Origin of the sequence: Streptomyces sp. NPDC005496 (assembly GCF_042872045.1) — a bacterium.
GTDB lineage: Bacteria > Actinomycetota > Actinomycetes > Streptomycetales > Streptomycetaceae > Streptomyces.
Genome location: NZ_JBIAJQ010000017.1, coordinates 25,008 through 46,570, shown reverse-complemented (window position 1 = coordinate 46,570; position 21,563 = coordinate 25,008). Strand labels below are relative to the sequence as shown.

Genomic DNA, 21,563 nt, shown 5'->3' with positions numbered 1-21,563 from the left:
CTGGCCCTTCGCGGTGCGTGAACGACGGCACAATGGAGCCGTGGACGAGCCGATACCCGTGACGCGGGACGTGGATCACGGGACCGCCAAGCTGATGCCGGACATCGACCGGCGGCGGGCCTGGCTGCTCACGGTCGACGGGGCCCCGCAGTCGTACGTCGACCTGGACGCCCCGACGCACCTGGAGTTCGAGTACGCGCGGCGGCTCGGGCACGTGCTGGACACCGTCGCGGAACCGGGACGGGCACTGGACGTCGTGCACCTCGGCGGCGGCGCCCTCACCCTGCCCCGCTACCTCGCGGCGACCCGGCCCGGCTCACACCAGGACGTCGTGGAGGCGGACCGCGCCCTGCTGGCCCTCGTCACCGAGCACCTGCCGCTGCCCGAGGCGGCGGCGATCACCGTGCACGGCGCGGACGCCCGCGACTGGCTGGAGGCCGCCGCGCCCGGGTCGGCGGACGTCGTGCTCGCGGACGTCTTCGGGGGCTCGCGCGTCCCGGCACACCTGACGTCCGTGGCCTACGCCCGCGCCGCCGGACGTGCCCTGCGCTCCGACGGCGTCTACCTGGCCAACCTCGCCGACGCGGCGCCCTTCGCCTTCCTCCGCTCCCAACTGGCCACCTTCTCCACGGTGTTCGAGGAGCTGGCGCTCATCGCCGAACCGGGCGTGCTGCGCGGCCGCCGGTTCGGAAACGCCGTGCTCGTGGCGTCCCACCGCCCCCTCGACACCGCGGCCCTCGCCCGCCGTACCGCCTCCGACGCCTTCCCCGCCCGCGTCGAACACGGCTCCGCACTGCGGGACTTCATCGGCGGCGCGGCTCCCGTGCACGACGAGGACGCGGTGCCCTCACCCGAGCCGCCCGACGGAGCCTTCGGCATCGGCTGACCCCAGGACGACGTCCGACACCGGCGTGGCCCGCGCCACCGCCTTCGTCCGGCGCGTCAGGTTCCGTACGTCGGGCACGCACAGGACCGCCGCCGTGACCACGACGACCAGCACCGCGCAGCCCCACAGGGAGGCGCCGCGGCCGAAGGCCTGTTCCGCCGGGCCGGCGAGGGCCGTAGCCAGCGGGACCATCGCGATCGAGCCGAACCAGTCGTACGCCGACACCCTGGAGAGCTTGTCCTCGGGGATCTCCTGGTGGAGTGCGGTCATCCACGAGACACCGAACACCTCGATCGCCAGGCCGCTGACGAACATCACGGCGCACAGCGCGCCCAGCGGCACGGGGACGGCCAGCGCGGCGGACGGAGCGGCCAGCGGGAAGACGCACAGCGTGCCCGCGAGCAGCAGCCGGCGCGGTTGCCAGCGCGTCATCAAGAGCGCCCCGCCGACGGTGCCGGCGCCGAACGCACCGAGGGCCAGGCCCCACGGTCCGGCGCCGCCGAGACTGTCACGCGCGACCAGCGGACCGAAGACCGACTCGGCGGCGCCGACCACCGCGACCACGACGGAGAACTGCGCGACGATCGCCCACAGCCACGGCCGCCCGGTGAACTCCCGCCATCCGTCGCGCAGATCGGCGAGCATTCCGCCGCCGGGCACGCGGGACGGTATGTGACTCACGTCGAGGAACGCGCGCAGGGATCCGGCGACCGCGAAGGCCAGCGCGTCAGCGGCCAGCACCCAGCCGGGTCCGGTCACGGCGACCATCGCCCCGCCGAGGGCCGCGCCGCCCAGTCCCGCTCCCTGCATCGCCATCCGGAACAGGGCGAAGGCGCGGCTCGCCTGCTCCCCGGTGACGGAGGACATCAGCATGCCCTCGGCCGCCGGGCTGAAGAACGCCTGCCCCATGCCCCCGAGCGCGGTGAGCAGCATCATCTGCCACAGCCTCGGCTCCCCGGCGAGGACGAGGACCGCGAAGGCCGCCTGGGAGAGGCAGTTGAGCGCGTTGGCCGCGACCATCACCCGGTGGCGCGGCAGCCGGTCCGCGACCGCGCCGCCGATCAGCAGGAACAGGACCAGCGGGAGGGTGCGCGCCGCCGCGACCAGGCCGACGTCCGCGCCGTCACCGCCCGCGTCGAGGACCGCGAAGGCCGCCGCGATCAGGGCGCCGTGGCTGCCCAGGTTGGTGACGACCGCGGCGGCGGTCAGCAGGGAGTAGTTCCGGCCGGCCCAGGAGGGGCGGTGGCGGGGAGCGTCGACGGCACTGTTCACCCGCCGACTTTCCCCCGCCGCGTCCCGTCCCATCAAGTCGATTGCCCGTCAGGTGCCGGGCCCACCGGACCGTCCGGTGCCGGACGGCGGCTCAGGACTCGGGGTCGCCGTGCAGCCGCACCGTGGAGGCGATCTTCTTCACGATCGCGTCCGGCACCTCGTCCTTGACGCCCTTGGCCCCGTAGAAGGTGAAGGAGGCGAAGTCACCCGAGGAGTTCTTGAAGGCGAACGTGGTCGCCTTGCCCTCGGTGTCGCACTTGTCGTCCTTCTTGACCCCGCGTGTGTAGCTCGTCGCGATGCTGCCCTTGAGGCCCGACGCCGAGGTGAAGTCCTCGGCCTTGCCGATCACGATCTTCTTCTCGTCGGCCTTGGTCTGGTCCGTGTAACCGGCCCAGGCCCAGGTCGCGGAGTCACTGCGGGCGGCCTGGGCCGCACTCTTCGCGCCGCTCTGGCCCTTGGTGCCGGCCGCCGCGAGCTCGGTGTCGTCCTTCGTGCCGTCCTTGTCGTCGTCGGTCGTGCACCACTTCTCCTTGAGGAAGGCAGGTGCCGACATGCCGACGACCGCGGAGCCGTCCTCCTTCTGGGCGTCCTCGAAGCCGATGAAGGTGCCGGGGGTGCGCACCTCCCACTCCGCCGGGACGTCGAACGCCGTACCCCACTTGGGGTTGATGACGACCTTCCAGCCGGCGATGGTCGGCTTCTCGTCGTCGGTGCCGCGCGGGTTCTCACCCGTGGGGGACTCGCTCGGCTTCTCGGAGGCGGTGGCGGACGGCTTGGTGTTCTTGCCGTCGGCCTTGTCGTCCTTGTCGCCGCCGAGGACCAGCACACCGGTGACAGCGGCGGTGACGACCACGGCCGAGGCGGCCACGATCGCGACGACCTTCGTGCTCTTCCCGCCACCGGGCGACGGCTCGGGCGCGCCCGCGGGGGTGGGAGCGCCCCACTGCCCCGAACCCGGCTGCTGCTGGTACGGGTTGGGCTGCTGGTACCCCGGCTGTTGGTATCCCTGCTGCTGGTACGGATTCGGCTGCTGGTAACCCGACTGCTGGTACGGGTTCTGGTTCTGGTCCTGCGGGTTCTGCTCGCCCCCGGGCGGCTGCTGTCCTGGCCACATGGGCAGTAACCCTAGTGCCGCCCGTGACACGTTTGGGTCACTGCCTCTCGTCAGACCTGTACCGGGCGCCGGCATCCGCGCCCGGGGCGGGGGACCGGTTCCGCCCTTTCCCGGGCTTTCCGCCGTATACCCGCACCGAGGGGACGCGGGGATCGCCCACGGGTCCTGGCCAACGGTGGCTACTCGTGGGTAACATCAGCGCATGAGCGCAGACCAGATGTCGATCGGCGAGATGCTCGCCGCCACCGTGCCGATGGCCAGGACCCTCAACCTGGAGTTCCTGGAGACCACGCCGGAGAAGGCAGTGGTAGCCCTGCCGGACCAGGGCGAGTACCACAACCACGTCGGTGGCCCGCACGCCGGAGCGATGTTCACGCTCGGTGAGTCCGCGAGCGGCGCGATCGTCCTGGCGGCGTTCGGGGAGCAGCTGTCGCGCGCCGTGCCGCTCGCCGTCAGCGCCGCGATCGCGTACAAGAAGCTCGCCATGGGCCCCGTCACCGCCACCGCGACGCTGGGCCGTCCGGCCGCCGAGGTCATCGCCGAACTCGACGCGGGTCAGCGGCCCGAGTTCCCGGTCGCCATCGCCATCCAGCGCGCGGACGGTGCCGTCACCGGCGAGATGACGGTTGTCTGGACCCTCCGCCCGAACGGCTGATCCTCCACGCCCCGGGCAGCCGGCCCACTCCGGCCGCCCGGGACGGCCGCCCGCAAGGACGACCGCGCCGCGTGCGCCGGACGGGGTCGCTGCCGCGCCTGTGACGCCCTGGGGGGGGCATCCCGGCGCGTGCGAATCTCGGCTGTCGGCTGTCGGCTGTCGGCTGTCGGCTGTCGGCTGTCGGGTGTCGGGTGTCGGGTGTCGGGTGTCGGGTGTCGGCTCCGCGACGAAGGCCCGGTCGTACGCCTCCGCCGCCGACTCCGCGGCTCTGCTGTCCCGGGTGCTCATGACCCCGGCGCGCACGTCCCCGGCCGGCGAACCCCGGTGCGGACCTTCCGTTCGGCGTGCGCAAGGCGCGCGCCCCCGGTGCTGACGAACCCCTGGTGACGAACCCCGGTGCGGACTGTCCGCCGACGTGCGGATGGCGCACGTCCCCGGGTGCTGACGAACCCCGGTGCTGACGTAGGCCCGGCCTGCGGCTGACCTGGCCGTCCCGCCGGCCCGTCACCCCCTGATTCCGCGCCCTGCCGGGGCACCTGCCCGCTGCCCTTCGCTGCTGCGCCGGCACGAGTCACCGGCGGTCACAGTTTTCGCGCCGCTCCCGTGGTGTCTGACGGGCTGTCAAGTGGGCGTCGGCGCATAGTGCGTGCAAGGGCCGGACACGGCTGCCGTCGGCACGTGTGCACGCGGTCCACGACGACGTGTCCGCGCACAGAAGGAGTGACGGCCCATGTCCCCCACCCTTTCCCGGCGTTCCGCCCTGCGGCTGCTGGGCAGCGCCGTCGCGGTCGCCGCGGCGGCCACCGGAACCGGCACCGCGGCCGGAGCGCACGCGGCCACCCGAAGGGGCGACGCGCCCGCGAACCGGCGTGTCGAAGGCCTGATCGCCCGGCTCACCCTCGACGAGAAGATCTCCCTCCTGCACGGCGCCACCGACCCCGACCCGCTCGGGCAGGCCGGCTACGTCCCCGGGGTCCCCCGCCTAGGCATCCCCCCGCTCCGGCTGGCCGACGGCCCCGCCGGAGTCCGCGTCACCCGCCACGCCACCGCGCTGCCCGCCCCCGTCCTGCTCGCCGCCGCCTTCGACCCGGACCTCGCCCGGCGCTACGGCCAGGTCATCGGACGCGAGGGCCGGGCGCTCGGCCAGGACGTGCTGCTGTCGCCGATGGTGAACCTCGTCCGGACCCCGTACGGGGGCCGCAACTTCGAGACGTTCGGCGAGGACCCGCTGGCGGCGGCGGACCTGGTCGCCGCCGAGATCCGCGGCATCCAGGACGAGGGACTCGTCGCGACCGTCAAGCACTTCGCGCTGAACAACCAGGAGAAGGACCGCATGTCCGTCGACGTGCGGATCGACGAGCAGACCCTGCACGAGGTCGAACTGCGCGCCTTCGAGGCGGCCGTAGACGCCGGCGTCGGTGCCGTCATGGGTGCCTACAACAAGGTCAACGGCACCTTCGCCTGCGAGAGCGGGCCGCTGCTCACCGACGTCCTGCGCGAACGGTGGGGCTTCGAGGGCTGGGTGATGACCGACTGGTCCGCCGCCCACAGCACCGTCGCCTCGATCACCGCCGGCCTCGACATGGAGATGCCGGACGGCACGTACTTCGGCGCGCCGCTGAAGAAGGCCGTACGGGACGGCGGCGTGTCCGAGCGGTACGTCGACCGGGCCGTACGCCGCGTCCTCACCGTGATGGACCGCTTCGGGCTCCTCGACGGCAGCGCCCCGCCCCGCCCGGAGCGGGACCCGGCAGCGGGCGCGGCCGTCGCCCTGGAGGTCGCCAAGGCCGGGGCCACCCTGCTGCGCAACGAGGACCGCGCGCTGCCCCTGGCCGGCGCCGCCGCCCGGAGCATCGCCGTCGTCGGCCCCACCGGCGCGTTCCCGTTCGTCAGCGGCGGAGGCAGCGCGCACGTCGTCCCCGACCGCGCCGAAAGCCCCCTGGACGCCATCCGCGCCCGCGCGGGCCGCGGCGCCCACGTGTCGTACGCGCTCGGCGAGGACCTCTACGGCAAGCCGCTGCCGGACGGCGCTCTCAGCGTCGCCGTCGACCCGGAGGGTCAGGAGGTCCCGGCCGGGCGGACGTGGACCTACGAGGGGACGCTGACCGTCGCGGACGCCGACGAGTGGACGCTCGTCGTCCACTACTCCGGTGAGCGGCCCCAGGTCCGCCTCGACGGCGAGGACCTCTACCCCGTGCGGGCCGGATACGCCGAGTACTTCCAGGGCGGCCTCGTCACCGCCGCGCCCGACGGGCTGTCCGTGCGCCGCAGGACGCTGCGGCTCGGCGCGGGCGCGCACAAGGTGGAGATCACCGCGAAGGGCGGCGCGCGGGGCCAGGTGTTCCGGCTGCGGCGCGTCACCGGCGCGACCCGGGCGCAGGACGTCGCCGAGGCGGTACGGACCGCCCGTGCCGCGCGGAGCGTCGTCCTCTTCGCCTACGAGGACGCGACCGAGGGCCAGGACCGCACCACGCTCGCCCTGCCCGGTCACCAGGCGGAGCTAATCGAGGCGGTGACCGCGGCGAACCCCCGCACCACGGTCGTCCTCAACACCTCGTCGTCGACGGCGATGCCCTGGCTGCCTCGGACGGCCGCCGTGCTCCAGATGTACTACCCCGGTCAGGAGGGTGCCGCCGCCACGGCCGCCGTCCTGTTCGGCGACTGCGACCCGGGCGGGCGGCTCACCCAGACCTTCCCGGCCGACGACGCCCACCACCCGGTCGCCGGCGACCCGCTCCGCTACCCGGGCGGCGACGGCGTCGAGGAGTACTCGGAGGGCGTCCACGCCGGCCACCGGTGGTACGACGCGCAGGGCGTGCGCCCGCTCTTCCCCTTCGGGCACGGACTGTCGTACACCTCCTTCGCCTACGAGGACCTGCGGGTACGGGAGAGCCGGCGCGGCCTGGAGGTGACGTTCACGGTGCGCAACACCGGGCGGCGCGACGGCGTCGAGGTGGCGCAGGTCTACGTCGGACGCTCGCCCGACCTGCGGCTCGACCAGGCCGTCCGGATCCTCGGCGGCTACCGGCGCCTCACCCTGCGCGCGGGGGAGCGGCACCGGGTCGGCGTGACGGTGACACGGCGCACCCTCTCCTCGTGGGACGCGAAGCGCCACGGCTGGGTCCTCGGCACCGGCCGCCGCACGGTATGGGCGGGTTCGTCCTCGCGCGCCCTGCGGCTGCGTACGACCGCGGAGGTGACGAGCTGATACCTCGCGCGGTCCTCACCACGCCCACGGCAACCGCTGTGCACGGGCGGCGAGTTGTGGCCCCCGTACCAGCCGCCCAGCCACACGGGGACCATCCGCGGGCGGTGGCACCCTGAACGGCTCCGGGCGGCGGGAACACCGGGGCGCCCTCCGGGACTCCGCCTCCGGGGGCCGAGCGGGTAGGCTGCCCGGCGGGCGCCCAGGGGGAGGGTGCGCGCCGGGCGACCCCGCACAGCGGTGGGCCCGGGCCTTGCACAGCGATACGGGAGGAACCGGCGTTGCACGTCCAGGAATGGCTCGAGACGGTGCCCGCGGTCAGCATCTACGCGCTCGTGGGACTGGTCATCGGACTGGAGAGCCTGGGTATCCCGCTGCCCGGCGAGATCATCCTGGTCTCCGCGGCGCTGCTCTCCTCCCAGCACGCCGGCATCAACCCGGTCGTCCTCGGCGTCTGCGCCAGCGTGGGCGCGATCGTCGGTGACTCCATCGGCTACGCGATCGGCCGCAAGGGCGGACGCCCGCTGCTCGCCTGGCTGGGCAGGAAGTTTCCCAAGCACTTCAGCGAGGGGCACATCGCCACCGCCGAGCGGTCCTTCGAGAAGTGGGGGATGTGGGCGGTCTTCTTCGGCCGCTTCGTCGCCCTGCTCCGCATTTTCGCGGGCCCGCTCGCGGGCGTGCTGCGGATGCCGTACTGGAAGTTCCTCATCGCCAACGTGCTCGGCGGGATCCTCTGGGCGGGCGGCACGACCGCGGTCATCTACTACGTCGGCGTCGTCGCCGAGTCCTGGCTCAAGCGCTTCTCCTGGCTGGGGCTCGTGGTGGCGCTGCTCATCGGGGCCACCTCGCTGCTGATCGTCCGGCGCAAGACGAAGCAGGCGGCCGCCCACGCCGAGGCGGACAAGGCGCCGGCGGCCGGGGCCGCCGCCATCGAGCCGGAGCCCGTCCCGGCCCCCGCCGCCGACTGACCGGACGGTCCGAGCTCACCTCTCCTCGTGCGCGGCCCGGTGCGTCCTGGCCAGCTCCACGTAGAAGGCGCCGTTCAGCGCGATGCCCTCGCGCTCCTCGGCCGTCAGCTCCCGCTTGACCTTGGCGGGCACGCCCGCGACGAGCGACCCCGGCGGCACCCGCATCCCCTGCGGCACCAGCGCCTGCGCCGCCACCAGCGAACCGGCCCCGATCACGGCCCCGTTCAGCACCGTGGCGCCCATCCCGATCAGGCAGTCGTCCTCGACGGTGGCTCCGTGCACCACGGCGTTGTGCCCGACCGACACGCGCTCGCCGATGGTCACGGGGAAGCCCGGGTCGACGTGGAGCGTGCAGTTGTCCTGGATGTTGCTGTCGGCACCGACGACGATCGGGCCGCCGTCGCCGCGCAGCACGGCGCCGTACCAGAGGCTCGCGCCCGCGCTCAGCGTCACCTCGCCGAGCACCACGGACGTGGGGGCCGTGAACGCCCCCGGGTCGACCTGGGGTTCCTTGCCGCCCACGCCCGCGATCAGCGCCTGGTGCGTCATCGCACTCTCCTTGTTCCTCGATGGGTTCCTCGATGGGCCCTCGTCAACGGCACCGTAGGCGATGGACGCGGGGCCGGGGCGGCCGGGTGGGGCGAAGATCACAGGTGAACGGCCGGGTGCCCGCACGGCACGCTGAGTACGGTGAGCGGGTGCCCACGAGCAAGAACACGTTCTCATCATGGCGGCGCCGCCTCGCGCAGCGCGCCGTCCACGCGGGCTGGGCCTGGGTGCAGCGCACCGGGGCGGTCACGGCGGCGCAGCCGGGGCGGTTCCGGTTCGGCGCGATGGGAACCGGCACGCGTCTCGCCTTCCCGCTGGGCACCGTCTTCGGCGAGCCCTGGATCCATGTCGGCGCGCACTGCATCATCGCCGAGCAGGTCACGCTGACCGCCGGTCTGATGCCCGACCTCGACCTCGGTCCCGACCCGATCCTGCGCATCGGGGACGGCGTCGTCCTCGGCCGGGGCAGCCACGTCATCGCGGACACGACGGTCACCATCGGCAGCGACTGCTATTTCGGGCCGTACGTGTACGTGACCTCCACGAACCACTCGTACGACGATCCGCACGAGCCCATCGGGAAGCAGTGGCCGCGGATGGACCCGGTGTCCATCGGGCCCGGGTGCTGGATAGGGACGGGGGCCGTGATCCTGCCGGGGGCGCGGATCGGCCGCAACGTGGTGGTCGCCGCGGGGGCGGTGGTGCGCGGGACGGTTCCCGACCACGCGGTCGTGGCCGGGGCCCCGGCGAGGGTCGTACGACGCTGGGACGCGCGGCTCGGCTGGCAGCCGCCGCTGCGCACGCCGGCGCCGGTGCCGATCCCGGACGGGGTGACGCCGCAGCAGCTGCTCGCGCTCTCGGACCTCGACGCGGAGCAGATCAGCCGCCTGACGGACCTGGACGCGGAGACGATGGCCCGCCTCACGGAGCCGGGCGCGGAGACCGAGGACGTGCGGGCGGAGTCCTGACGCCCGGCGTTCCCGTTGTCCCGCTTTCCGCGCGTGAACGTACCCGGTCGCCGGTCGCCCTTGCCGGGGGCGTCCTGTGCGCCCGTGCGCCGGTCAGCCGGTGGCCAGCAGGACCGTGCCGATCAGGGCTAGGCCCGCGCCGGCCGCCTGGATCCCGCGGAGACGTTCGCTGAGGATGCCGCGGGCCGCGAGGGCCGTGACCACGGGGTAGAGCGAGGCGAGCACCGCGGCCACGGTGACCGGACCGAGCTGGGCCGCGGTCGCGTACGTGCCGTTGGCCGCGACGTCGGCGAGCCCGACGAAGGCCAGGGCGGGCAGCGCACCGCGGACGACGGCCGCCCCGCCGTCCTCGGGGAGCGCCCTGGCGCCCCGCCGGACGGAGACCCAGAGGGCCGCGCCGCCCGCCGCCACGTTGGTGACGCGCTGCACGAACAGGGCGAGGAAGAGGCCGGTGAGAGTCGAGGACGCCTCGGCGATCAGCGACATCACCCCGCCGAAACCGAACGCGGCGAGCAGGGTCAGCAGCACCGCCTGGCGCTGTACGGCGGCGCCCCTGAACTGCGGGCCGCCGGCCAGCACGACCCCGGCGACGGCGACCGCGATGCCCGCGAACTGAAGGATGCCCGGGCGCTCGCCCAGCACCAGGCCCACCCCGACCGGCACGGCGACGCCCAGGGAGCCCAGCGGTGAGACGACGCCCATCGGACCGAGCGCCAGGGCCTTGTAGAACGCGAGCATCGCGACCGGCCCGACCAGTCCGGCGGCCACCGCGAACCACAGCTGCGGCCCCGCCTCCCGCCACCCGCCCGTCGCCACCACGATCGCGCCGAGGACTCCCGCCGCGATGGTCTGCGAGACCACGACGACGGTCAGCGCGGGCAGGCGCCGGGTCAGCAGTCCGCCACCGAAGTCGGCCAGGCCCCACAGGAGACTGGTGGCCAGGGCGAAGAGTGCTGTCATGGGTCGCCTCGCAGTACAGTGCAGTGAACAATCCGGTGCACCACACCGTAGTGCAGCACAATGAACTCTGTCATCCAGAATATTGGACGGAATGTGTCGGACCTCGACCTGCTGAACCAGTCCCTGGCGCGCAACGTCAAGCGCTGGCGCACCGAGCGGGGCTTCACTCTGGAGGCGCTCGCCGCCCGGGCCGGGGTCAGCCGCGGCATGCTCATCCAGATCGAGCAGGCCAGGACCAACCCGAGCATCGGCACGGTCGTCAAGATCGGTGACGCCCTGGGGGTCAGCATCACGACCCTGCTCGACTACGAGCAGGGGCCCAAGGTCCGTATCGTCCCGGCCGAGCAGGCGGTGCGGCTGTGGCACACCGACGCGGGCAGCTTCAACCGGCTGCTCGCGGGCACCGAGGCCCCCGGCCCGCTGGAGATGTGGGACTGGCGGCTGATGCCGGGCGAGGGCAGTGACTCCGACCCGCATCCCGGCGGCACGGTCGAGCTGATCCACGTCACCGCGGGGGAGCTGACGCTCACGCTCGACGGGGTCGCCCATCGCGTCCCCACCGGCGCCAGCGTCTCCTTCGAGGCCAACGTCCCCCACACGTACGGCAACCAGGGTGACGAGCCACTCGAGATGATCATGGCCGTGTCGGTGCCGCCCGTGCACTGAGACCCCCGGCCGGCTCCGCCCGCCCGGCTGTTAGCGTGCCGGCATGCGCGCACCCATCGGAGACTTCGACACCGCCACGCCCGTACCGGACTGCCTCGACGTGCTCACGGCCCCGGTCGCCGACGCCGTACGCCGCTGGAGCGGCAGTGTGCCCGCCGACCAGATCCTGTACGTCGACACCGAGCCGGAGTGGGCGGACACCGCCGTCTTCGTCGAGCACTACGGCAAGGACCTGCTCGACCGGTCCGCCAACTGCGTGGTCGTCGCGGGCAGGCGCGGCGGCGAGACCACACTGGCCGCCTGCGTCGCACTCTCCGCCACCCGCGTCGACGTCAACGGCGCGGTGCGGCGCCAACTCGGCGCACGCAAGGCCTCGTTCGCCCCGATGGACACCGCGACCGGGGAGACGGGGATGGAGTACGGCGGCATCACGCCCCTCGGGCTGCCGGACGACTGGCCGGTGCTGGTGGACTCGGCGGTCGTCGACCTGCCGTACGTCCTGGTCGGAAGCGGGCGGCGGCGCGGGAAGCTGCTGGTGCCGGGGAAGGCGTTCGCCGAACTGCCCAACGCCGTGGTGCTGGAGGGGCTGGGCGTCGCCTGATTCCCGCGCCGGAAGCGGGGGTTGCCCGCGCCGGGCCTCGAACGCACGCCAGGGGTACGGCACTTGTGCCGTACCCCTGTGTCGTTCCGGTGCCGGGCGTCCGGCGGGCCGCGCTTGTCAGGCGGCGGCGGGGGCGGCCTGCGAGGTCAGCTGCCGGAGGACCTCGGTCAGGCCCGTCACGACCTCGTCGTCGTCCGCCGGGTGCGTCTCGGCGAAGCGGGTCACGGAGCCGGGGATGGACAGCTTGACGTCCTCCAGCACGGTGCCGCCGGCGATGCCCGCGGCCTTGCGGGCCTCGTCCTGCGCCCAGACGCCGCCGAACTGGCCGAACGCGGTGCCGACCACGGCGACCGGCTTGCCGCCGAGCGCACCGGCGCCGTACGGGCGGGACAGCCAGTCGATCGCGTTCTTCAGCACGGCCGGCATGGTGCCGTTGTACTCGGGGGAGAAGAGCAGGAAGCCGTCGGCCTGGCCGGCGGCGGCGCGCAGCCGGGCGGCGGCGGCCGGCACGTCGCCCTCGACGTCGATGTCCTCGTTGTAGAAGGGCACCTCGGCCAGCCCCTCGAACAGCTCGATCTCGACGCCCTCGGGGGCGTGCTTGACGGCGGCCTCGGCGAGCTGGCGGTTGTGCGAACCGGCGCGAAGGCTGCCGACGAGCGCCAGGATGCGGACGGACATGGCGAAACTCCTCAGAGAGCGGGTCAAGGCGGCGTGCGGCGGGGAGGGCCCGCACCGGCCCCACGCTCCGCGACTAAGCGGACCGGGGTCCGGTACGATTTCTATCACTGAAACGGACCAGGGTCCACTTTCCCTGGTGAGCGCTACGCTGGTGCCATGACCTCGCTCCCGCCGCCCCCGCCCCCGACCGCGAACGATGCCCAGGCCGGGCTGCTGGAGCTCACCCTGACCGCCGTCGACGAGCCGCCCCAGCTGCGGGCCGACGCCGCCCGCAACCGCTCGCGGCTGCTGGAGGTCGCGGCCCGGCTGGCGTCCGAACGCGGCGCCGCCAATCTGACGATGGAGGCCGTCGCGCTGGCCGCGCAGGTCGGCAAGGGCACCGTCTTCCGGCGGTTCGGCGACCGCACCGGACTGCTCATGGCGCTCCTGGACCACTACGAGCGGCAGGTCCAGGCCGCCTTCCTCACCGGCCCGCCGCCGCTGGGCCCGGACGCCCCCGCCCTGGAGCGCCTGCGGTCGTTCGGGGCGGCCGTCATCCGCCACGAGCAGGCCCACCGCGACCTCTATCTGGCCGCCCACGCGGAAGCGGGACGCCGCCACACCTCGCCCGCGTACGGCCTGCGGCTGACCCACGTCTCCCTGCTCCTGCGGCAGGCGCGGGTGGGCGGCGACGTCGAACTCGTCGCGCACACCCTGCTCGCCTATCTCGACCCGACCCTCGTCCACCACCTGCTCACCCGGCGGGGCGTCTCGCTGGAGCGCGTCGAGGCGGGCTGGTACGACCTGGTGGACCGCTACACGGCGCGGGGGTGAGACGGCGGCCGTACTCCGGCCGTGCGTAAGGGAGTTGATGATGGACCCATGACGACTCCCAGCAGAAGAGGCGACCTGTTCACCGGCGCCGGCCCCGACCCGCGGCACACCGGCCCGGCGACCGGGGACGAACGGCGCCTGCTCATCGGCTTCCTCGCCGCACAGCGCACGACGCTGGAACTCAAGTGCGCCGGACTGGGCGACGAGTTGTGCCGGCGTTCCGTGCCGCCCTCGACGCTGTCGCTGCTCGGACTCGTGCGCCATCTCGCCGACGTCGAGCGCCGCTGGTTCCGGTCCGTGCTCGCCGGGCAGGACGCTCCGGCCCGCTTCTCCTCGCGGGCCGATCCCGACGGCGACTTCGGCGGAGCGGTGCCCGGTCCGGCCGTGGCGGCGGAGGCATGGGAGGCGTGGCGCGCCGAAGTGGCGTTCGCCGAGGACTTCGTGACGGACGCGCCCCACCTCGACATCGAGGGCGTCGACTCCTGGCGCGGCACGGTGTCCCTGCGCTGGGTCCTCGTCCACATGATCGAGGAGTACGCCCGTCACAACGGCCACGCCGACCTGCTCCGCGAGCGGATCGACGGGGCGATCGGGCTCTGAGCGGCGCGGGAGGGAGACGGCTTCCACCGGCGGCGGCAAGCGGAGTCGGCGTAACGGGCACCGGTCGGAGTCCCGGCGTTCGCGAGGTCGGGCGTCACCGGCGCTGGGACGAGGAGCGGGCGGCGCTCGGGGTCTCACGGCTCCCGCCTGCCCGTGGCGAGCGCCGCCGTCCGCCCCGGACACCGGGTCCGCTAGCCCAGGGTGCCGATCTCGATCGCCGGGCAGCGGTCCATGACCATGTCCCGGCCGGCCGCGCGGGTGCGCTCGTAGGCCGCCTCGTCGACGACACCGAGCTGGAACCAGACGGCGTCGGCGCCGATCGCCACCGCCTCGTCGGCGACGGGTCCCGCGAGGTCGCTGTTGACGAACACGTCCACCACGTCGACCTTGAAGGGGATGTCCGACAGGGAGGCGTAACCCTGCTCGCCGTGGACCGTCTCGGCCTTGGGGTGGACGGGGACGATCCGCTTGCCGTAGCGCTGGAGCACCGCCGCGACGCCGTACGCCGCCCGCTGCCGGTTCGGCGACAGGCCCACGATCGCCCACGTGTCGCCGAGCTCCGTGAGGATCTTGCGGATCGTTGCCGGGTCGCCGTACACGGTCGGCCTCCTAGAGTCCCAGAGAAGAACGTTCAGCCGGGAAACGGTCCGGGGCACCCGATGATTCCCCGGCCGAGCCGCACCCCGCGCGCGGCCTGTCCAAAATGGCGCCCACCGCCCTGCGCGCGGGCCGTCCCCCGCCTACGCTCACCCCGTGCTGCGAATCACCGATGCCCGAACGGGCGAGCCCACGGACGCCGTCGCCGCCCCCCGGGGCCTGACCCGCGTCGAGGCGCACGTGTCGCGGGACGACACCTCGGCCCTGCGCGTCCTGCTGGTGGCCGACGTGCTGGCCCGGGCCCTGGAGATCGGGAAAACCCCCGTCGTCACGGTCGCCGATCCACCTCCCGGACTCCGCGCCCTCGCCCTCGAACTCGGCATCAGGCCGCCCGAGGGCCGCACCGCGCCCGGCGGCCAGACCGTGCACGTCGTCGGGACGGACACGGCCGACGAGGACCCGGTCCCCGCGGACGGCATCCGCGTCGAGGTCGCCCCGGCGAACGGCACCGCCGAACCCGGGGTGCTGCGGCTCGCCCTCCTCGCCCGGCCCCGCCGGGAGCGCGCCGACCTCGACGACGAGACGGTGGCCCGGGCCGGGGAGCAGCTGGCCCGGTGGCGCAAGGCCGTCGCGAACTGGGCCACCCGGCCCTCCAAGCCCGTTCCCGAGCACGTGAAGCAGCAGCTGCGCGCCGCCTGGGAGGACGACCTTGACGTGCCCGCCGTGCTGCGGGTGCTGCACGGCGTGGAGAACGCCGAGGACATCCCGGACGGCGCCCGCTTCGAGACGTACGCCTACGCGGACCGGCTCCTCGGACTCGAACTCACCCGGGACATCGGGACCTCGGGATGATCGCGCGCACGGGCGCGGGACCGTTGCGCAGACTCGTCGTGCTGCGGCACGCCAAGTCCGCCTGGCCCGACGGCGTACCCGACCACGAACGGCCGCTCGCCCCGCGCGGCCGCCGCGACGCCCCGGCCGCGGGACGCTCGCTCGCCGCGGCGGACTGCCTCCCCGACCTCGTGCTCTGCTCCACCGCCGTACGCGCCCGCCAGACCTGGGACCTCGTCGCGGCGCAGTGGGGCACACCCCCGCCCGTGCGGCTCGACCCGCGGCTGTACGGGGCCGGCGCCGCGCACCTGCTGGAGGCCGTGCGCGAGGTCGCGGACCCGGTGCGGACACTGCTGCTCGTCGGGCACAACCCCGGGCTCGCGGAGCTGGTGCTCGCCCTCGCCGGGGACGGACTCGACGACACGCTGGAGCACGTACGGACCAAGTTCCCGACCTCGGCCGTGGCGATCCTCGCCTGGCACGGCAACGCCTGGCGGGACCTCGCGCCCGGCGCCGCACTCCTGACGGACGTGACGGTCCCGCGCGGCAGGCGACCGGACGACACGCCCTGACCGCCGCCCGGCGCCGGCGGTCCCGGACGCGGTGATCCGCCGACAGGGGCACCGCATACGCTGGCGGAATGCAGGACGAGTACCGCACAGTGGCCCGCGCGGGCGTGCACGAGACCGAGATCAACCGCTCGCGCTTCCTCTGCGCGCTCGCTCCCGCCGCCACCGAGCAGGAGGCCCAGGACTTCGTCGCCGGCGTCCGCAGACAGCACGCGGACGCCACGCACAACTGCTACGCCTACGTCATCGGAGCCGACGCCGCCGTGCAGAAGGCGAGCGACGACGGCGAACCGGGCGGGACCGCGGGCGTCCCCATGCTCCAGATGCTGCTGCGCCGCGACATGCGGTACGTCGTCGCGGTCGTGACCCGCTACTACGGAGGCGTCAAACTCGGCGCCGGCGGACTCATCAGGGCCTACGGAGGCGCTGTCGGCGAGGCGCTGGACGCGGTCGGCACGCTCACCCGCAGACGGTTCCGGCTGGCGACCGTGACCGTGGACCACCAGCGCGCGGGCAAGCTGGAGAACGAGCTGCGGTCCACCGGACGCGCCGTGCGCGAGGTGAGCTACGGCGAGGCGGTCACCATCGGGATCGGGCTGCCGGACGCCGACGTGGACGCGTTCCGGTCCTGGCTGGCCGACGTCACAGCGGGGACAGCTGGGTTCGAACTGGGCGGAGAGGCATATGGGGACGCATAACGGGCCGATACGGGAGTAGCCGTCCGTGATGTCCGACCCGCCCGTTAGTCTCGGGGATCATGAGGCTCCTGCACACTTCCGACTGGCATCTCGGCCGGGCGTTCCACCGGGTGAACATGCTCGGTGCCCAGGCCGAGTTCATCGGTCACCTCGTCACGACCGTGCGCGAGCGCGGCGTCGACGCGGTGGTCGTGTCGGGTGACGTGTACGACCGCGCGGTGCCTCCGCTGGCCGCGGTGGAGCTCTTCGACGACGCACTGCACCGGCTCGCGGACCTGGGCGTGCCGACGGTGATGATCTCCGGGAACCACGACTCGGCGCGCCGGCTCGGCGTCGGCGCGGGGCTCATCGGGCGGGCGGGCATCCACCTGCGGACCGACGCCTCGGCGTGCGGGACCCCCGTAGTCCTCCCCGACCCGCACGGCGACGTGGCCTTCTACGGCCTGCCGTATCTGGAGCCCGCCCTGGTGAAGGACCAGTTCGGCGTCGACAGGGCGGGACACGAGGCGGTGCTCGCCGCCGCCATGGACCGGGTCCGCGCCGACCTGGCCGCGCGTCCCCCGGGCACGCGTTCCGTGGTCCTCGCGCACGCCTTCGTCACCGGCGGCCAGGTCAGCGACAGCGAGCGGGACATCACCGTCGGCGGGGTCGCCGCCGTGCCCGCCGGCGTCTTCGACGGCGTTGACTACGTGGCGCTCGGTCACCTGCACGGCAGTCAGACGATCACCGAGCGCGTCCGCTACTCGGGCTCCCCGCTGCCGTACTCCTTCTCGGAGGCCGACCACCGCAAGAGCATGTGGCTGGTGGAGCTGGGCCGCGACGGCGCCCTCGGCGCGGAGCGCGTCGACTGCCCGGTGCCGCGAGCCCTCGCCCGGATCCGCGGCCGACTTGGAGACCTGCTGGCCGACCCCGCCCTGATCCGCCACGAGGACGCGTGGGTCGAGGCGACCCTCACCGACCCCGTGCGCCCCGCCGAACCCATGGCCCGGCTGACCGAGCGGTTCCCGCACACCCTCAGCCTCGTCTTCGACCCCGAGCGGGCGTCCGGCGAACCCGAGGTGTCCTACGCGCGCCGGCTCGCGGGCCGGGGCGAGCAGGAGATCGCCGAGGACTTCGTCGCCCATGTGCGCGGCGCCGGACCCGACGCGCACGAGCGGTCCGTGCTGCGCGACGCCTTCGACGCGGTCCGCGCCGACGAGACGGTCCGGGAGGTCGCCCGGTGACACGGCATCGGCCGGAGAGGACGGGGGCACCGGTGGCACTGGGACACGACGCCGAAAGGGCGACGGGCGGCGGAACCGACGCCCGTGGCATCCGGGGAGCGGTCGCCGGGCCGGCGGTCGCGCCCGAGGCACGGCGAGGCGCCCGCGCGGAGGTGAGGGCCGCATGAGGCTGCACCGGCTCGACATCACCGCCTTCGGCCCCTTCGGCGGCGAGCAGCAGGTCGACTTCGACGAGCTGTCCGCCGCGGGACTCTTCCTGCTGCACGGACCGACCGGCGCGGGCAAGACGTCCGTCCTCGACGCCGTCTGCTACGCCCTGTACGGAGCCGTGCCGGGCGCCCGGCAGAGCGGCCAGGGCCTGAGCCTGCGCAGCGACCACGCGGCGCCCGGCACGCGCACCTCCATCCGCCTCGAACTCACCGTGTCCGGGCGCCGGTTGGAGATCACCCGGCAGCCGCCCTGGGCACGCCCCAAGAAGCGCGGCTCGGGCACGACGGTCGACAAGGCGCAGAGCTGGCTGCGCGAGTACGACGCAGCGGCGGGCGCCTGGAAGGACCTCAGCCGCTCGCACCAGGAGATCGGCGAGGAGATCACCCAGCTCCTCGGCATGAGCCGCGAGCAGTTCTGCCAGGTCGTCCTGCTGCCCCAGGGCGACTTCGCGCGTTTCCTGCGGGCCGACGCCGAGGCACGCGGCAAGCTCCTCGGACGCCTCTTCGACACCCACCGGTTCGCCGAGGTGGAGAAGCGGCTCGCCGAGCGGCGCCGGGCGGCCGAGGCCCAGGTGCGCGCCGCCGACACCGAGTTGCTCGCCGACGCGCACCGCATGCAGCAGGCGGCGGGCGACACCGAGCCCCTGCCCGACCTCGCGCCCGGCGACCCCGGGCTCGCCGAGGCCGTCCTGACCTGGGCGGCGATCGCCCGCAGCACGGCCCGAGAGCGGCTCACTGTCGCCCAGTGCGCCCGGCGGACCGCGGAGTCCGCGCATGCCGCCGCCGAGCGGGAACTCGACGACGCGCGCGAAGTGGCCCGGCTGCAGCGCCGGTTCACCGAGGCACGCGAGCGGGCCGCGCGTCTGGAGGAGCGCGCCGACGGCTACCGCGAGGCGCGGGCCCGGATGGAGCGGGCCCGCAAGGCCGAGGCCGTGGCCCCCGCGCTCGACCTGCGCGAGGTCACCGAGGCCGAGCACCGGCGCGCCGCCGCGAAGGAGACCCGCGCGCGCGAGCTGCTGCCCGAGACGTTCGCCGGGGCCGGAGCGGCCGGGCTCGCCGTCGCCGCGCGCAAGGCCGCCGAGGAGCTGGGCGGCCTGGAGTCGGCGCGCCGTGCCGAGCAGCGGCTGGCCGAACTCGTCGCCGAGCGCGACGGACTCGACCGGCAGGAGCGCGCCGACGAGGACGTGCTCCAGGAGGCCGCGAGCTGGCTCGCTGGATGGGACGCCACCCGCGCCGCCCTCCAGACGGACATCGAGGGCGCGCAGGAGGCCGCCGCCCGCGCCGAACAGCTGGCCGTCCAGCGCGACCCGGCCCGCAGACGGCTGAACGCCGCCCGTCAGCGCGACCAGTTCGCCCGCGACACGGACGGGGCCCAGGAGCAGGTGCTCGCCTCCCGGGAGCGGGCGGCGGACGCCCGCGCCCACTGGCTGGACCTCAAGGAACAGCGGCTGAACGGCATCGCGGCCGAACTCGCCGCGAACCTGGCCGACGGCGAACCCTGCGCCGTGTGCGGCGCCACGGAACACCCCGCACCGGCCCGGAAGATCGACGGACACGTCGACCGGGAGGCCGAGGAGCGGGCGCTCGCCGCCTACCAGGACGCCGACGAGCAGCGCGCCGAGGACGAACGCCGCCTCGGCCTCGTACGTGAGGCGCTGGCCGCGGCCACCGCCGAGGCGGGCGACACCCCGACCGGGCAACTCGCCGAGGAGGTCGAGGAGTTGGAGCGGCTGTACGCCGAGGCGCGGGCCGCCGCTTCCGGGCTGCACGGCTCCCGGGAGGCGCTCGCCCAGGCCGAGCGCGAGCACGGGCGCCGGGTCGCGGCACAGCAGGCGGCCGAGGTACGGGCCGCGTCCCGCGTGGCCCGCCGGGACACGCTGGACCGTGAAAGGCTCACGCTGGAAGAGGAGTTGGCGCACGTCCGGGGCGACGCCGACAGCGTGGCGGCACGGTCGGCGCAGCTGGAGCGGCGAGCCGCCAGGCTCACCGACGCCGCGGACGCCGCACGCGAGGCCGAAGAGGCCGCGCAGCGGCTCAAGTCGGCGGACGCGCGCCTCGCCGACGCGGCCTTCCGCGCCGGGTTCGACACCCCGCTCGCCGCGTCCGCCGCCCTGCTGGACGACGCGGCCCACCGCGACCTGCAACGGCGCCTCGACGCCTGGCAGTCGGAGGAGGCGGCCGTTCGCGCGGTCCTCGCCGAGGCCGACACCGCGGCCGCCGCCCAGCTGCCACCCGTGGACCTCTGGGCCGTCGAGCGGGCCGCCGAGTCCGCGGCCCGCGGACTCCAGGACGCCGTCTCGGCCGGGGACGCCGCCGCCCGGTGCTGCGCCGAGCTCGACCGGCTGTCCGCGCGGGCGCTCGCGGGCGTACGCCGCCTCGGGCCCCTGCGGGAGGAGTACGACCGGGTGGCGCGACTGGCGGGCCTCGCCGCGGGCACCTCCGCGGACAACGAGCGCAAGATGCGCCTGGAGTCGTACGTGCTGGCCGCGCGCCTGGAGCAGGTCGCCGCAGCGGCGACCGTGCGGCTGCAACGGATGTCGTCCGGGCGCTACACCCTCGTCCACTCCGACGACCGCTCCGGCCGCGGCCGCAGCGGACTCGGCCTGCACGTGGTCGACGCCTGGACCGGCCGGGAGCGGGACACCGCGACGCTGTCCGGCGGCGAGACCTTCTTCGCCTCGCTCGCGCTGGCGCTCGGTCTCGCGGACGTGGTCACGGACGAGGCCGGCGGGGTCCGGCTCGACACCCTCTTCATCGACGAGGGCTTCGGAAGCCTGGACGAACAGACCCTGGACGAGGTCCTCGACGTACTGGACTCCCTCCGGGAACGCGACCGCAGCGTCGGCATCGTCAGCCACGTCGGGGACCTGCGGCGGCGGATCCACGCCCAGCTGGAGATCGTGAAGGGCCGGACGGGTTCGGCCGTACGCCAGCGGGGCGCGGGCTGACCCGCCCCGGCGGGCCCCTGCCGGACTCAGCGGCCCACCGGGCGCCGGGGCAGCGGCGAGGAGTAGACGACGCTGGTCGTCACCGAACCCAGGGTGCCGATCCGGCCCGTCACCTCCTCCAGATGGGCCATGGAGCGCGCCGCGACCTTGATGACGAAGCAGTCGTCGCCCGTGACGTGGTGGGCCTCCAGGATCTCGGGCGTCACCGCCACCAGGTCGTGGAAGGGCTTGTAGTTGCCGGTCGGATACCGGAGCCGGACGAAGGCGAGGATCGGCAGCCCGAGGCTCTCCGGGGCGACGACGGCCGCGTAGCCCTGGATGACGCCCGCCTCCTCCAGCCGGCGCACCCGCTCGGTGACCGCGCTCGCGGACATGGAGACGGCGCGGGCCAGCTCGGCGAAGCTGGCCCGGCCCTCGCGTTGCAGGACGTCGAGGATGCGCCAGTCGGTGGCGTCCGGGGAATACGCGGTCATACCCGAGAGACAACAGGGAAATCCCCGGCCGGGCAAGACCGACGCCGTGATTCGCCACTTCATCGAGGCGGCCGCCGACC

Annotated in this window: 21 protein-coding genes; 14 read left to right on the top strand and 7 right to left on the bottom strand. The window is 74.2% G+C overall.

The features are described 5' to 3' along the window. Positions 1-40 precede the first annotated feature (40 nt). A complete protein-coding gene (locus tag ACFYQQ_RS37550; protein ID WP_388907007.1) occupies positions 41-886 on the top strand; it encodes a spermidine synthase in 846 nt (281 codons plus the stop codon). Here ACFYQQ_RS37550 and ACFYQQ_RS37545 read toward each other — a convergent pair. Both ACFYQQ_RS37545 and ACFYQQ_RS37540 read right to left on the bottom strand, forming a co-directional pair. Further along, positions 848-2,191 carry an MFS transporter gene (locus ACFYQQ_RS37545; protein ID WP_388907004.1) on the bottom strand — a complete coding sequence of 448 codons (1,344 nt, stop codon included), beginning with the start codon at positions 2,189-2,191 and terminating at the stop codon, positions 848-850. The genes ACFYQQ_RS37550 and ACFYQQ_RS37545 overlap by 39 nt on opposite strands. A 58-nt stretch (positions 2,192-2,249) precedes the next feature. Beyond that, positions 2,250-3,272: a hypothetical protein gene (locus tag ACFYQQ_RS37540; RefSeq protein WP_355789162.1), complete on the bottom strand. Its 1,023-nt coding sequence runs from the start codon at positions 3,270-3,272 to the stop codon at positions 2,250-2,252. A gap of 217 nt (positions 3,273-3,489) precedes the next feature. Between ACFYQQ_RS37540 and ACFYQQ_RS37535 the strand changes: the two genes are divergently transcribed. The 3 genes from ACFYQQ_RS37535 to ACFYQQ_RS37525 all read left to right on the top strand — a co-directional run bounded on the left by ACFYQQ_RS37535 (position 3,490) and on the right by ACFYQQ_RS37525 (position 8,100). Next, entirely contained in the window at positions 3,490-3,927 is a 438-nt protein-coding gene (locus ACFYQQ_RS37535; protein WP_355789168.1) for a DUF4442 domain-containing protein, read from the top strand. 730 nt (positions 3,928-4,657) lie between these two features. Beyond that, the gene (locus tag ACFYQQ_RS37530) at positions 4,658-7,135 is read left to right on the top strand and encodes a glycoside hydrolase family 3 C-terminal domain-containing protein (RefSeq protein ID WP_356171247.1); all 2,478 of its coding nucleotides are present in this window, start codon (positions 4,658-4,660) and stop codon (positions 7,133-7,135) included. 278 nt (positions 7,136-7,413) lie between these two features. Beyond that, complete coding sequence (locus tag ACFYQQ_RS37525) at positions 7,414-8,100, top strand: DedA family protein (protein ID WP_355786542.1); 687 nt, start codon at positions 7,414-7,416, stop codon at positions 8,098-8,100. 15 nt (positions 8,101-8,115) lie between these two features. On the opposite strand, the gene ACFYQQ_RS37520 is transcribed toward ACFYQQ_RS37525, so the two are convergent. Continuing rightward, the gene (locus ACFYQQ_RS37520) at positions 8,116-8,649 is read right to left on the bottom strand and encodes a gamma carbonic anhydrase family protein (RefSeq protein ID WP_355786539.1); all 534 of its coding nucleotides are present in this window, start codon (positions 8,647-8,649) and stop codon (positions 8,116-8,118) included. A 149-nt stretch (positions 8,650-8,798) separates the two neighbouring features. Here ACFYQQ_RS37520 and ACFYQQ_RS37515 point away from each other — a divergent pair, with 149 nt between their 5' ends. Next, the gene (locus ACFYQQ_RS37515; protein WP_355786536.1) at positions 8,799-9,617 is read left to right on the top strand and encodes an acyltransferase; all 819 of its coding nucleotides are present in this window, start codon (positions 8,799-8,801) and stop codon (positions 9,615-9,617) included. Positions 9,618-9,710: 93 nt separating this feature from the next. Here ACFYQQ_RS37515 and ACFYQQ_RS37510 read toward each other — a convergent pair whose 3' ends face one another. Beyond that, positions 9,711-10,577: a DMT family transporter gene (locus ACFYQQ_RS37510; protein WP_355786533.1), complete on the bottom strand. Its 867-nt coding sequence runs from the start codon at positions 10,575-10,577 to the stop codon at positions 9,711-9,713. Between the two features lie 93 nt (positions 10,578-10,670). On the opposite strand from ACFYQQ_RS37510, the gene ACFYQQ_RS37505 reads away from it, so the two are divergent. Continuing rightward, positions 10,671-11,243: an XRE family transcriptional regulator gene (locus ACFYQQ_RS37505; protein WP_355786530.1), complete on the top strand. Its 573-nt coding sequence runs from the start codon at positions 10,671-10,673 to the stop codon at positions 11,241-11,243. Positions 11,244-11,286: 43 nt separating this feature from the next. Next, entirely contained in the window at positions 11,287-11,844 is a 558-nt protein-coding gene (locus ACFYQQ_RS37500; RefSeq protein ID WP_355786528.1) for a YbaK/EbsC family protein, read from the top strand. Positions 11,845-11,961: 117 nt separating this feature from the next. Here ACFYQQ_RS37500 and ACFYQQ_RS37495 read toward each other — a convergent pair whose 3' ends face one another. Continuing rightward, on the bottom strand, positions 11,962-12,522 hold the full coding sequence (locus ACFYQQ_RS37495) for an NAD(P)H-dependent oxidoreductase (RefSeq protein ID WP_355786526.1): 561 nt from the start codon (positions 12,520-12,522) through the stop codon (positions 11,962-11,964). A 156-nt stretch (positions 12,523-12,678) separates the two neighbouring features. Between ACFYQQ_RS37495 and ACFYQQ_RS37490 the strand changes: the two genes are divergently transcribed. Both ACFYQQ_RS37490 and ACFYQQ_RS37485 read left to right on the top strand, forming a co-directional pair. Next, complete coding sequence (locus ACFYQQ_RS37490; protein WP_356171233.1) at positions 12,679-13,335, top strand: TetR/AcrR family transcriptional regulator; 657 nt, start codon at positions 12,679-12,681, stop codon at positions 13,333-13,335. 48 nt (positions 13,336-13,383) lie between these two features. Further along, the gene (locus ACFYQQ_RS37485; RefSeq protein ID WP_355794143.1) at positions 13,384-13,935 is read left to right on the top strand and encodes a DinB family protein; all 552 of its coding nucleotides are present in this window, start codon (positions 13,384-13,386) and stop codon (positions 13,933-13,935) included. Positions 13,936-14,126: 191 nt separating this feature from the next. Here ACFYQQ_RS37485 and ACFYQQ_RS37480 read toward each other — a convergent pair whose 3' ends face one another. Continuing rightward, positions 14,127-14,534 carry a CoA-binding protein gene (locus ACFYQQ_RS37480; RefSeq protein WP_355794142.1) on the bottom strand — a complete coding sequence of 136 codons (408 nt, stop codon included), beginning with the start codon at positions 14,532-14,534 and terminating at the stop codon, positions 14,127-14,129. 154 nt (positions 14,535-14,688) lie between these two features. On the opposite strand from ACFYQQ_RS37480, the gene ACFYQQ_RS37475 reads away from it, so the two are divergent. From ACFYQQ_RS37475 to ACFYQQ_RS37455, 5 genes are all read left to right on the top strand, one after another. After that, positions 14,689-15,384, top strand: a complete 696-nt coding sequence (locus ACFYQQ_RS37475; protein ID WP_355794141.1) for a hypothetical protein — start codon at positions 14,689-14,691, stop codon at positions 15,382-15,384. Then, complete coding sequence (locus tag ACFYQQ_RS37470; RefSeq protein WP_356171226.1) at positions 15,381-15,935, top strand: histidine phosphatase family protein; 555 nt, start codon at positions 15,381-15,383, stop codon at positions 15,933-15,935. Before ACFYQQ_RS37475 ends, ACFYQQ_RS37470 begins: the two co-directional genes overlap by 4 nt. A 68-nt stretch (positions 15,936-16,003) precedes the next feature. Continuing rightward, the gene (locus tag ACFYQQ_RS37465) at positions 16,004-16,630 is read left to right on the top strand and encodes a YigZ family protein (protein WP_355794353.1); all 627 of its coding nucleotides are present in this window, start codon (positions 16,004-16,006) and stop codon (positions 16,628-16,630) included. Between the two features lie 59 nt (positions 16,631-16,689). Next, positions 16,690-17,853, top strand: a complete 1,164-nt coding sequence (locus ACFYQQ_RS37460; RefSeq protein ID WP_356243702.1) for an exonuclease SbcCD subunit D — start codon at positions 16,690-16,692, stop codon at positions 17,851-17,853. A gap of 163 nt (positions 17,854-18,016) precedes the next feature. Next, positions 18,017-21,010: an AAA family ATPase gene (locus ACFYQQ_RS37455; protein ID WP_388906994.1), complete on the top strand. Its 2,994-nt coding sequence runs from the start codon at positions 18,017-18,019 to the stop codon at positions 21,008-21,010. 26 nt (positions 21,011-21,036) lie between these two features. On the opposite strand, the gene ACFYQQ_RS37450 is transcribed toward ACFYQQ_RS37455, so the two are convergent. After that, the gene (locus tag ACFYQQ_RS37450; protein WP_356171217.1) at positions 21,037-21,483 is read right to left on the bottom strand and encodes an Lrp/AsnC family transcriptional regulator; all 447 of its coding nucleotides are present in this window, start codon (positions 21,481-21,483) and stop codon (positions 21,037-21,039) included. Positions 21,484-21,563 lie beyond the last annotated feature (80 nt).